Below are 12,541 nucleotides of genomic sequence, written 5' to 3' on the forward strand. Positions count from 1 at the left end.
GATGAAGTAAGTTTTTTTTGATTAAAGGGTTTTGTGATGATAATCCGCAGGGAAAACAGCAGCGCCTTTCAGCGCCTGCCCGGGATAATAGATCACTTTTAAAAACACCTGTTCTTACAGCATTTTTCCTTATAAGGTTATAATTCAATTTCTGCTATACTTTTACACTTTTAAATGTACAACATCAGGTGCAGCAGAAGCCTTGAAAAACTGCAAAGAAAGTGACCGTTCAGAAGTGGAGCGCCTCTGTTATTTTATCTTTAGCACCTTATACAAAACCTCTCCCGAACAAATTCATCCTGCACCGGTTATTTCAAAAATTGCAAAGTATGCCAGTAGAAAATAAGATTATACTTGTGGTAGGTGCCTCCTCAGGCATCGGCCTTACCATTGCGCAAGCCTTAATAAAGGCCGGGGCTGAGGTTATCACTGCTTCCAGACATGTGTCTGATGAGCTGAAACAATTGGGCACAAAGCACATTCCCCTAGATGTACTACAACTAGACAACGAGCTGCAGGAGCAACTACCAAACAAACTGCACGGATTGATTTACTGCCCCGGCAGCATCCGCCTGAAGCCTTTCGAACGCCTGCCTCTGGAGGATTTCCGCAAAGATTTGGAATTAAATGTATTGGGAGCTATACAGGTTATCAAGGCGGCAGTTCCTTTGCTCAAGAAGGCTGAAGGTGCCAGTGTGGTCCTCTTCAGCACGGTTGCTGCCAAGCTAGGAATGCCCTTCCATACCTCCATTGCCACGGCCAAAGCCGCTGTAGAAGGTCTTACGGTTTCCCTGGCTGCCGAATATGCTTCCGCCAACATACGCTTTAATGCCCTTTCGCTCTCCTTAACCGATACGCCACTAGCCGGTCAACTCCTCAACACCCCGGAGAAATCGGAGACTGCCGCTAAACGCCACCCTTTGGGCCGCATAGGAAAAACGCAGGATGCCGCAGAAGCTGCGCTTTACCTGCTCAGCGACGCCTCCTCCTGGATGACAGGACAGATCTTGCACCTGGATGGCGGTATGAGCTCCGTAAAACTTTTGTAGTTGTACTTATACTTTACCTGACTGTTATTGGAATCGATTTCAATCTTTTGGTTTCGCCGTGACCTACGCTTGCATGATAATGCTGGCCTTTACCATGCCCTGCAGCAGGAGCACCCTGTGCTGCCGCTTTTCATTTTCGACCGCGATATACTAGACGAGCTCCCGGACCGTGACGATGCCCGTGTCAGCTTCATCCACAAAACCGTAACAAAGCTCCAGCAAGACCTACATAAATACGGCAGTTCATTACTTGTAAAGTATGGGCGACCAAAAGAGGTTTTCAAAAAATTGATGGAGGAGTACCAGGTGCAGGCAGTATACACCAACCGTGATTATGAGCCTTATGCCCGCCAGCGCGACAAGGAGATTTATGAGTTGCTGCAGGCGCAAGCTATTCACTATAAATCTTTTAAAGACCAGGTAATCTTTGAGCGGAATGAGATTATGTCCAAATCAGGCAGTCCTTATAAGATATACACACCTTATAAAAATACATGGAAGAGTGCCTTTAAACCTGAAATGGTGACGTCATATCCAATGAAGAAACATTTCAGCAACCTTCATCAATGTGTCCCAAACCCTGTTCCTTTACAGGAGATGAATTTTATTCCCTCTCTCATACCTACACCCGATCCTAAGCTAGCCACGGAACTACTGCAACAGTACGCTGAGAAGCGAGATTTGCCGGCACAGGACGCCACCTCACGTATTGGACCGCACCTGCGCTTTGGCACCGTTAGTGTACGAGAGGCGGTGGCATTGGCATTTAAGCACAGCGAAGTCTGGTTGCAGGAGCTGATCTGGCGCGAATTCTTTATGCAGCTGCTCTACCATTTTCCAGAAACCGCCGAAGAAAGCTTCTACCCAAAGTATAGAGGCATTGCCTGGCGCAACAATGAAGAAGAATTTACCCGCTGGTGCGAAGGCAAAACCGGCTTTCCGTTAGTTGATGCCGGCATGCGGGAACTGAGTGCTACCGGCTTTATGCATAACCGGGTGCGTATGGTGGTGGCCAGTTTCCTGATAAAAGACCTGCTGATAGACTGGCGGTGGGGAGAGCTATACTTCGCCCAAAAGCTGCTGGACTATGAGCAGGCCAGCAACATCGGCAACTGGCAATGGGCCGCTGGCACCGGCGCTGATGCACAACCCTATTTCCGTGTCTTTAACCCTGACGGCCAGATTAAAAAGTTTGACAAAACCTATGCCTATATAAAAAAATGGGTACCGGAGTTTGGTACAGCGGCCTACGCCAATCCTATAGTAGACCATAATTTTGCCCGCGATCGGGCCATCACTGCTTATAAAAAAGCAATTGCCGAAACAGCTGCCGTTTAATCCCGCAGCTTGCGGTATTTTTCTCATAGGACAGGTGTATAAGCTCATCCGTTCTTTTTCTATTTAATACGATATACGCTGCACAGTTTTCAAAGCTTTCATGTTATGTTTTTCCTGAATTGTAGCTGGAGCTGTGTATCTTTGGCTGATGCCCCGGTTCAGAAACATATTGGCTCTGTTAGCCCTCCTGATGTTGCCCTTCACTACAAGAGCTGATAGTGCAGCTGTAACGCCTGACACTACAACCACTGAAATCAACCGGAGTAGATTGTACCTGTTAGGTGGTGGTTTTGCCGCAGGCTATACGGGTATGCTGGTGTCGCTGAACAATGCTTGGTACAAAGATCAGGAGCGTACAGATTTCCACTTTTTTAACGATAACCGCCAATGGAAGCAGATGGATAAAGCCGGACACTTCTGGGGCGCTTTTCAGCAGAGCCGTGCAGGTATAGATTTATTGCGCTGGGCCGGCGTCCCCGACAAGAAAGCCATACTTTACGGCGGCCTTACCGGTATTATTTTACAAACTCCGATTGAAATTTTTGATGGATATCAGTCGGATTACGGTGCATCTGTAGGCGATTTGGTAGCAAACACTATAGGCTCTGCAGCTGCTGTTGCCCAGGAGCTGGCGTGGCAGGAAGTACGCATCATGCCTAAATATTCGTTCCATACAACCCGCTATGCTGCCGTGCGGCCTAATGTACTAGGTAGTACTCTTGCCGAGCAGGCCCTGAAGGATTATAATGGGCAAACTTACTGGCTATCGGTAAATGTTGGAGATTTTCTGAAAGAGGAAAGCAAGTATCCGAAATGGCTAAGTATTGCAGTGGGTTATGGTGCAGAAGAAACAGTATACAATAGCAGCAACGGAAACCGTGCAGCTGGTTTTGATGCCCACCGGCAGTTTTACCTAAGCCCAGACCTTAACCTGATGCACTTTAAAGGCAAGAGCAAAGTATGGAATACAGCACTATATGTTTTAAGCATTATTAAGGTACCGGCACCGGCATTAGAGTATAATCGCAAAAACGGCTTTAAGGTACATCCGCTATACTTTTAATGCAGCACTGCCTGCTTAAAGATTCGTATCTTTGCTATAGAAGCTAATCCTATTGCTATACCTTTAGCAGTGCGATTTGAAATAAAACACAAGGAACAATAAGAAAATGAACGTAGGAGACCGTGTGCGGTTAATGTCAGGACGTGAGGAAGGCATTATTACCCGCATTTTAGATAATAATATAGTAGAGGTTGCCATCGACAACGATTTTACCATACCGGTGGCACGCCGTGAGGTAGTAGTAATTGCCGCTGAAGAAGAAAAATACCTCAAAAAAGAAGAGGAAGATTTTAAGCCGATCTCAAAAAGAGAACCATTAGCGCCTGTACTGGCCACGCAAGGCATTTACCTGGCACTGGTGCATCAGTCAGAAGAACTGTTGGCAGTAACTGTTATCAACAACTCTGATTACGACCTGTTGTTTACCTCCGGCGAAGTGCGTGAAAACAAGTATCGTGGCCTGCAAAACGATAAACTGGCTCCAAAGGCTACACGTGTAATCACGCATTACCACCTAAAGGACTTCGAAAAATGGCCAAGCCTGCTGGTCCAGTTTATGCAGCACCGTAACGGCAGCCCTACCCTATTTGAACCAGTAACAAAGCGGGTGCAGTTTAGGGCTAACTCTTTCTATAAGAGCAAAAAAACGGCTCCAGTCATTAACAAAGAAGCTTATCTTTTCCACCTCGACCAGAAGCCGGTCGCTGTAAATCCTGATAAAATAAAGGAACAATTGGCAGAGGCAACAGAGCAGCATCCTAATTTTAAATTAACTGCCCCGGAGCACGAGGTTGACTTGCACATCGAGAAACTAACCGATGACCATAGCGGTTTAAGTAACAGCGCTATACTTAAACTGCAACTGGAGAAGTTTCAGGACGCACTGGACCGCGCTCTGGCGACTAACATGCACGAAATTGTATTTATACACGGTGCCGGAAACGGTATACTTCGCAAAGAAATTCAGAAGCTGCTTAGCCGTATCCCAGGCATTAAATATTTTGAAGATGCCAAAAAGGAAAAATTCGGCTACGGCGCCACTTTGGTGAGACTCAAGTGAGTTAGAGAGTTTGTGAGTTAGAGATTTTAGGAGTTAAGGCTAATAACTTTTTAACTCTCTAACTTTCTAACTCCCAAACTTAGACTAACTTTGCATTATAAAACTTAACAGCAAGCCGTCTTATCGCTGCTCTTTTAGAGGAGAGGAAAGTCCGGGCAGCGCAGAGCATCCTACTTCCTAACGGGAAGGGGCTTTTCTGGAGACGGAAAGGCTACAGCTAGTGCCACAGAAAATTACCGCCACTTGCAAAAGTGGTAAGGGTGAAAAGGTGCGGTAAGAGCGCACCAGTGGGCAGGTGACTGACCCAGCTGGGTAAACCTTAGGAGTTGAAAGACCAAATAGGCTGACAGCGCCTTACTACGGTAGGGCTAAGGGCTGCTCGTCCGATGTCAGTGGGTAGGTCGATGGAGCCTGTGCGCGAGTGCAGGCCTAGATAAATGATAAGACGCACGCCTTTGGGCGTAGCGACAGAACCCGGCTTATAGGCTTGCTGTTAACTTTTATACTTTCTCTATCTGCTTTAAAGTATACTTTTATACTTTCTCCTATACTTATACTTTTGATCCTCTTCTCCCCTGCTTGTATGGCTTAAGCATATTTATGCATATCCACCCGCTCATATTCAAAAGTATAACTCAATACTATACTTAACATAATTAATTAACTAAAGATAAAACAGACTTGTATTCGGAACTGGCGGCCATCTTCCTTATCTTTGCGGCGCAATAATACGAATACCATGCTTGACCTAACCCTATACGATCCGTTTGAGAAAATGCAGTTCACCGACACAAACTGCTTTTTGTGCGGCACCAGCATTACTACCGAGCACAGGGCTCCTGTGTTTGGCGAGTGGCTACAACGAAAGTATAATCTTGAAAACAAAGAACTTTTACTCTTAGATAAAAGCGTCACCACCTTCAATCAGCTTAGTATCCCCTGCTGCGACCGCTGCCATACGCACTATCTGTTGCCCCTAGAGGCCGAAGTAGAACATGCTGCCGCAAAAGGTTTAGAAGGTATAAAAACACTAGACCGCCAGAAACTCTTCCAATGGATAGGAAAAATGTACTATGGCACGCTTGTAACAGAGCTGATAAAAGAAATGAGTCCGCTTGTGATGCCGGAATATGCTGTAAGCGAAGATCCTAAAATGCTTGGCAAGTTTCGTTCATTCTTCCAGGTGCTGCAGTCGCTGCGTGTGCCAATGAAGTTTTCAGACTTTTTACCCTGCTCATTTTTCATACTAGAGGTAAATCCCGAAACAGACGAACTGCCATTCGAATATCAGGACGAGTTGACGACGATGTGCTTTAGCGTTAAGTTAGGTTCTGTGGCAATTATTTGCACCTTGTTGGATAACGGCATCATCGAAAAAGCAATGAGCAGGCTAACACATGTAACCCAAGGCCACCAACTGCACCCGATTCAGCTTGCTGAATTTAAGGCACGTGTTTTTTATGCTGCTTACATCTTTAACGTGGTGCCGGAGTACTTTATCCGCCCACAAAAGGCTGAGGATAATCATTTGGTACTGGACACGCTGATTGATGATGTGACTAACGAGATTTTTAACCCTTGGGAAATGGTGGCCTACGCCCACATGCTGGAGGAAATGTTAAAGCCCTGGAGTATACGGGAAGCACAGATTCTGAAGGACCCGAAGAATCCACTTAGCTTCTTGCTTACTGAAGAGAACACCTTTAAGCAGGTAGAGAAAGTATAAAATAAGAAAAGGCTGGTGCACAACACCAGCCTTTTCTATTAAACAGCTAAAGACTTTTACTCAATTATAAAGCTCACGTCTACATTACTTGTAATAACTACTTCTCCTCCGGCTATAGAAGGTCCGCCGTTCATATCAGCTGCCGCCGACTCCATCATGGCAACTTTATACATTGGTCTTGGCCCACCGCCTGATGTAGTTTCATTGATGGCATAAACTCTGCCTACTTTGGCTCCGAGCTCATTTGTTAACAATGTAGCTTTTTGCTTTGCATTCGCTACGGCCTTCTTACGTGCCTCGGTTTTATACTTCTCAAGGTCGGCTACCTGAAATTGAATACCATCGATGCGGTTAGCACCAACGCCGTACAAACCAGACAGCAACTCATCATATTTATCCAGCTTTTTGATTTTCACAGTCATAGTTTTGATGGCCATATACATATCCGGAGTTGTTACGCCATACTCTCCCCTGTTGTAAATTGGCTGTACCGTTACAAAGGAAGTCTGTATATCTTTGGCATCCACACCGTTCTTTTTAAGATAATTAATAATTGCGGCGGCCTTTTTGTCGGTTTCCTTACGGGCAGCATCTAGCGTTTTCTCTCTCGTTTCAACGCCCAGGCTTACGAGCACCTCCGTAGGCTGTAATCTTACCTCGCCTGTACCAGTAACACTTACTAAGGGAGGCAAGTTTTGCTGTTGAGCCTGCACCTGAAACACAGCGAATAGCAATAACAATAAGGTAATTAGATTCGTCTTTTTCATAATTCAATTTGTTTGGTAGTTGTAAAGGGTAAAAGTATAAGTTTTGCCTATATAGCTTATCGCTAATCAAATGTCGTACCAAAATAAGATTAAAATAAAAATGCCTTCAGGACTTATCATCCAAAAGGCATTTAATTTATAGACTATCAGCAAGATAGCTTTTAGCTGTATGAAAATTCTTCGTCTTCGGAGTTATAGCGAGCAAGTAACACAGCCCCTATTGTAAGAGCTCCGGCAGCAAGTACCAATTGAGTAGTAGTCATGCGTCGGGCCGCCTTTATGATAATGTTTCCAAGATCGTGCATCAGTTCTGGCAGCTTTTCGTGGCGTCCTTGTACTACGTGCATCGCAGACTCTACAGTTTTAGACATATCATGCGGCTGCAACAGCGTCAAGATATTCTCGTCTCCACTTTTATTTTTCTGCTGTCCTTGGTTTTGCTTATTTTGCTCAGATTGCTTGTTCTGGTTTTCAGAGTTTGTATTATTCATAGTTATCTTTTCTTATTAATTAGAGCGTTATAGTTTTAACTAAGTATACGGATGTTACACTTTAATGGCTTACGAATTAAGCTGTTGGTGTGCCTCCATACTGTTCAATTAAATCTGTCATCTTTTTTTGCAGGCTATCAGAATTAAACATCATACTTGCCGGAAATCCCACCGACAGATCAGCAATCTCTAGTGTTTCGTCTTGTTGGTTATAGTTATACTTGCCGGACACGCCTTTCTCATTAAAGCTACCACTGTTAGCATTTAAGGTTAATCCCATTTGCTTTAGCCTGCTCTTCATTTCTTCAAAAGCCTCTGGCTTAACACCACTATATTGCATTCTTTTACTCATTTCTCTTTACTTCTTAGTCTTAAATCCTAGAATTAATCTAACGCAAGAACAGGGTATAAGTTAAAATTTGCAATCCCAATATCCGAATCAAAATTTTTCTGACTGAGATTCAGACAGTTTTAAAATAATTGTCAAAAATTTAATCAACACCCCTTGCAGTTAAAAAAACACCCACTATATTTGCACCACAATTAGACAGAACGGCCCGTTCGTCTAGGGGTTAGGACGCCAGATTTTCATTCTGGTAACAGGGGTTCGATTCCCCTACGGGCTACTAAAAGCCGCTTCAGGTAAAACTGGAGCGGCTTTTTTGTTTTGATATAATTCCCCTTCGGTTAAGCTTATCGAACTCTTTATCATTGAATGCTTACAGTTCCGGCATTAAAATTACCCTTGCCTTTCATCTGCTAATCTTATTGCCATCTTAGTCTGAATATTTGAATACAAGTCATGAGACGAAATAAGCAGGTCTTCTGTTTCCAGAATAACTGAAAAGTAACAAAATGTTTTTATCGACTGTTGTCCCAAGCTCCACCATTTATAAGTATTTCTAATATTTTCCCCCTTTAACTTAATATTAACTAGTTTTAGTAGCGGCCTATAAGCACGTTTACTTTCGCAACTCGCATTAAAGAGTTAAAAGTCAACAAATCTGGAAACTATACGTCGCACCAGTTTTGTCATCAGACTGGAAGTAACACCATCAAGCATGGACTGGCTTATGTGGTAGGATACTGATCGCTTTGGGTCGCGCGCCTCTTTAACATCTCCCTCCCGAAACTTACCCCAGGATGAAGGATTATTAGATTTGATAACAAAAATATTTATCAACCTGGTACCTGCCTTTAAAACCAATCCAGGATTATTCGGATCATGTTTGCTGAGGAGTTGCACCTTCAGGTTATTATAAGGGAAGTGTACCTGGCCTGTGGCTTCATTTCCGGTAGCCTCTATCTTGAAAGCCGCTTTATGTATCTGGCCGCTTTTTATCCGAATAAATACCAAGTTCTCTAACAAAGGGTTTAAAGCCTTAAAATCCATTGGTTCCAAGGTGCCTTCGTAGGTATATCGGTCTTCCGGATGGTCCAGCTGAAACTGAAAATTAGCCTGCAAGGTACTAACGCCCATAAATAGTGCGGAAGCATTTACAGTTAACATATTGTTCCGGCGGATGAGCGTTGTATCATTTGTGATGTTATAAGCTTGCATGCGAATATCATCCAACATAAATACTGCAGGCTTCATACCATCAATACCGATAACGGGGTGTACTAGGTAATTTTTTTCAACCTGAATGGTATCCAGATTAATATAAACCCCAGCACCACGTAACGCACTTTGCAGCGTAGGAGGCCTTATATCGGGATCAAACCCTAAACGGTTGTCGCGGTAAATTTCCATTACCGGATTCCGGATCAACATATTATGCGCAACTATATCCTGGTTGTTGAACAATGCCCGTAAGCTGATGCCTTGCATCTCAATCTCAGGTACAGTTAAATCAATTCGGTCACGGGCATACCGGAACAGAGTAGCATATTGCTCTTTACTAAAAAGCGGCCGCAGGCGAAGACTATCTACAGCGAGTGATCTGTTGCTCATCGAAGCTCTCATTTCTTTAACCTCGACCGCGTACAGGCTATCGCCCGTGAAGAAGGTATAGCCCTGCACCAGTATATTAATGTTGTTCACATCAAAAATTTCTAGTGGATCAGATGCTTCCAGTGACACCAGCTGTAACTGATCTATTTCCAATGCTACATGTTCCAGGGTCTGGCTTATGCGGATCGTATCTTCCAGTATATGAAAATCAAACGTGCCATCTGCTACCTCCAGGCGATCCACACGGAAGGTGGTTACTAAATTAGTAAGCTGTTGCATAGCGTTGCTGGTGACTGCCGTATCCTGCCCGGCAGGTGCTCTTACGGTTGCAGGGGTAACATTATGGTCCTGCAAAATAGTTACCTTAGGACCTGCAAGCAGCAGCTTGCTCATATGGTACTGCCCTGTAGCATAGGCATGGATCAAATTAAACCCGGTAATACGGGATCTTTTTGCTGAAATATCGATCATGTTACGGCTGGCCAGGTGCGGTTTCTCAGCTTTCAGGCGTTCGTTCACTCCCCTGTCGGCATTTACGGTAAAAGTATGAGCAATAACCTCCTGCTGCCTGCTGGAATAATGCAGGCTATCCAGCTTAATAACATAAAGGCTGTCCGTAGTCCGGTAAGTATAATTTTTTGCCAACAAGTCTAGCTCTTGTATCGGAAGCGCTTCGCTCAAGTTTTCAAAACTGGCGGACGTCAGTTGTAACCCTGAAACTGTGCCGGTGGCATGCTCCAGCAAATGCGTACGCATAACCGGTTCCAGCTTTTCATTTAGTGTAAAGGAACCATCTTCCAACTGGATGGTTGTTACGGAGATCATATCTATAAATTTGAAGAGTCCCTTTCTTCTCTCCTTCTGTCCCGGTTTTGATTCAATTACCTTGCGGTTTAAAAGGATAGCCATGTGTGGTTGCCGGAGCAGCAACTGGTCTGCTTCCAAGCGCCGGGTATTGATCGCCTTAACCAGATCCAAACCCGTTACCCGTAGTGCGTTAGCGGATAGGTTAAAGATGTTGCGGCTGGTGTTTTGTATTGATCTTTGCCGGGCATTTTTCCCGGTACTGGAGATTAAATCTATAGATTGGGCAGAAAACTCCTGACGGCGGGTAGAGTAACGCAGGTCGGCCAGGACAAAAGTGTAAGTATGGTCAGGCATCTGATGGCGGTACATCTTAGCTCTTATGACCATATCCTGCAACGGCAGTTTTAGATCCGGTTGGAAAATAAAAGCAGAATCTACTAGCAGACCAGTCGCTGAAAGTGAAGCGTGGTCCAGCTGCTGCAAAAGCTGCAAGCTTCTGGCTTTGTTGTGATGTGTTAGTGCGGCATCTGTAATGCTAATCTCTCCAACCTGCAGTTTGTTTATCAAACCGGAAACTTGCCGGTACATTGCCTCCAGATCCGGCCCTGCATCCTGCGTGTGCACCAGTAGGTCCGTCCGCACATCAATGACTGGCTGTTCTGCGGTTATAGTTCCTATAGCCAGCCGGGATGTACGCAGCGCCTGCAACAGGTCCATATCATTGAATTGCAAGTGTGGCAGGGAAATATTGTAAAATGTGCGCCTGGCCTTGTTCAGTCTTTTCAGTTTGTCGTTCTTGTTCCAGTCGCCGGTCAAATGCAGTGCGCCTACCTGCAGGGATTTGTCTTGTGTAGACAGCTCCATGCTTCCTGTCTTCAGGGTATAAGGGCTATTCCGGGGGCTGTAGGTATAGTTCTTTGTGGTAATCCCTATTGCAGCTGCGAAGGATTTTTGTTTCGGTGTAAAAAGGGTGGCAGAATCTAGTTGCAGCGATTGCAGGTAAATATCTGCCCTTTCGAGACTATGAATAGTTTGAATGGCAGTGCTTTTCTGCCTGTACTTGAAGCTGCCATCCGTCAGGCAAAGTTGCTTTATGCTAATCTCTTTCAGGTAAGGCGACAGGTCGGCGTATAGTTTGGCCAGGCCAGGAAATGCAACAGAATCAGGTATAGTAAGGTCTTCAAGTATATTCAGATTGGTATGCTCCAGGAGTAACCGGTCGAGTTGCAGTTGCTTTGTGCCCCAAGCCGCTGCCACGTCTAGGCCCTGCAGGCTTAGCAGGAGTGTCCTGAACTGGTAAAGTATGCGGTGCCGCTTACTTCTAGGGAGCTCCATGTTTGCATAGAAATCAGGCTGCACGGCCACATCCCTTACCTTCAGCACCTGCTGCCGGGAGGAGTAGAAAAGCCGCCTGACCTGGACGGTATAAACGCTGTCAGGGGTTTGGAAGGTATAATCCTGGAGACTCAGATCAAGCGCACCCGCATGGAGCATTTGGAGGAGGCCCTCCTGCTCCTGTAAGTTTAGCCGCAGGTCATGCACCAGTAGCGAAAACTGGGATACTTCATGGCGGGGCCTGTTCTGCTGCCCCAGCACCAGGTACTGGTATTTTGCCTTCTTTACGGAGAACCCCTGTATACTCACGGCATTCAGGTTACCAGAACTCTCCTTGCCAGGGCTTCTTATTTTCGCCACCGATTCGTCCAGCAACTGCGTAATCACCGGGCGTTCAGCTATGACAGAGTTTATACTTAAGCGTTTCCTAAAAAGCATATCCGCCAGGTTAATGCGGGTGATGCTTATCTTGGGGCTTTGCACGTCAAGAAGGGTTCGACTGCCATGACCGGTCTCCTTTTGCCGGTGGTGCGCAGCGGTATCCGGATAGAGGCTCACCCCCTTCAGTGTGATGCTGCGGGTGAGCAGGTGCAGCTGCAAATCGTCAAAATTGATATGGTAAAGCCCTTCTGTCTGCTTTACAACCTGTTTTTTAAGATAATGCTCCACCAATGGCTCTGCCAGGAAATACAGCGCCACTACCGCCACCAGTACCAAAACAGCCATACCTGCAATTACAATACCTGCAGTTTTCAAGGCTTTCCGGCCCAAGCCGGATAATGCTGGCTCTGACATAGCATGCTTAATATTCAGGGAACTGTGAGACAATTAATGATGCCTCTTTGTATTTTACGGGATGCAGCAGTTAGGGGTATTTTCTACCAGACCTCTGTCGGTATAAGCTTATAACTCTTTCACTGGAACATGAATGTTTAAAAGTATAGGCTTAAA

General features: G+C 45.2%; 9 protein-coding genes, 1 tRNA gene and 1 other RNA gene. 7 read left to right on the top strand and 4 right to left on the bottom strand.

Annotation, left to right across the window (positions count from 1 at the left end):
* The first annotated feature begins 329 nt into the window (after nt 1-329).
* The 6 genes from WG943_RS11895 (at nt 330) to WG943_RS11920 (ending at nt 6,236) form a co-directional block, all read left to right on the top strand.
* A complete protein-coding gene (locus tag WG943_RS11895) occupies nt 330-1,049 on the top strand; it encodes an SDR family NAD(P)-dependent oxidoreductase (RefSeq protein WP_340409235.1) in 720 nt (239 codons plus the stop codon).
* 27 nt (nt 1,050-1,076) lie between these two features.
* Nucleotides 1,077-2,387 carry a cryptochrome/photolyase family protein gene (locus WG943_RS11900; protein ID WP_340409237.1) on the top strand — a complete coding sequence of 437 codons (1,311 nt, stop codon included), beginning with the start codon at nt 1,077-1,079 and terminating at the stop codon, nt 2,385-2,387.
* A gap of 148 nt (nt 2,388-2,535) precedes the next feature.
* Nucleotides 2,536-3,450 carry a DUF2279 domain-containing protein gene (locus tag WG943_RS11905; RefSeq protein ID WP_340409239.1) on the top strand — a complete coding sequence of 305 codons (915 nt, stop codon included), beginning with the start codon at nt 2,536-2,538 and terminating at the stop codon, nt 3,448-3,450.
* Nucleotides 3,451-3,556: 106 nt separating this feature from the next.
* Nucleotides 3,557-4,510: a DUF2027 domain-containing protein gene (locus WG943_RS11910; protein WP_340409241.1), complete on the top strand. Its 954-nt coding sequence runs from the start codon at nt 3,557-3,559 to the stop codon at nt 4,508-4,510.
* A gap of 107 nt (nt 4,511-4,617) precedes the next feature.
* Nucleotides 4,618-5,008, top strand: an RNA gene (gene rnpB, locus WG943_RS11915) — RNase P RNA component class A.
* A 241-nt stretch (nt 5,009-5,249) separates the two neighbouring features.
* Nucleotides 5,250-6,236 carry a hypothetical protein gene (locus tag WG943_RS11920; protein WP_340409243.1) on the top strand — a complete coding sequence of 329 codons (987 nt, stop codon included), beginning with the start codon at nt 5,250-5,252 and terminating at the stop codon, nt 6,234-6,236.
* A gap of 56 nt (nt 6,237-6,292) precedes the next feature.
* Here WG943_RS11920 and WG943_RS11925 read toward each other — a convergent pair whose 3' ends face one another.
* The 3 genes from WG943_RS11925 to WG943_RS11935 form a co-directional block, all read right to left on the bottom strand.
* Nucleotides 6,293-7,003, bottom strand: a complete 711-nt coding sequence (locus WG943_RS11925; protein ID WP_340409245.1) for an SIMPL domain-containing protein — start codon at nt 7,001-7,003, stop codon at nt 6,293-6,295.
* 161 nt (nt 7,004-7,164) lie between these two features.
* A complete protein-coding gene (locus tag WG943_RS11930; protein WP_340409247.1) occupies nt 7,165-7,494 on the bottom strand; it encodes a hypothetical protein in 330 nt (109 codons plus the stop codon).
* A 76-nt stretch (nt 7,495-7,570) separates the two neighbouring features.
* Nucleotides 7,571-7,846, bottom strand: coding sequence for a hypothetical protein (locus WG943_RS11935; RefSeq protein WP_340409248.1), 276 nt, complete (start codon nt 7,844-7,846; stop codon nt 7,571-7,573).
* 202 nt (nt 7,847-8,048) lie between these two features.
* Between WG943_RS11935 and WG943_RS11940 the strand changes: the two genes are divergently transcribed.
* Nucleotides 8,049-8,120: transfer RNA gene (locus WG943_RS11940), tRNA-Glu, on the top strand.
* A gap of 362 nt (nt 8,121-8,482) precedes the next feature.
* On the opposite strand, the gene WG943_RS11945 is transcribed toward WG943_RS11940, so the two are convergent.
* Nucleotides 8,483-12,385, bottom strand: coding sequence for a hypothetical protein (locus WG943_RS11945; RefSeq protein WP_340409251.1), 3,903 nt, complete (start codon nt 12,383-12,385; stop codon nt 8,483-8,485).
* Between the last annotated feature and the right edge of the window lie 156 nt (nt 12,386-12,541).

It is taken from the genome of Pontibacter sp. H249, assembly GCF_037892465.1.
Taxonomy (GTDB): Bacteria; Bacteroidota; Bacteroidia; order Cytophagales; family Hymenobacteraceae; genus Pontibacter.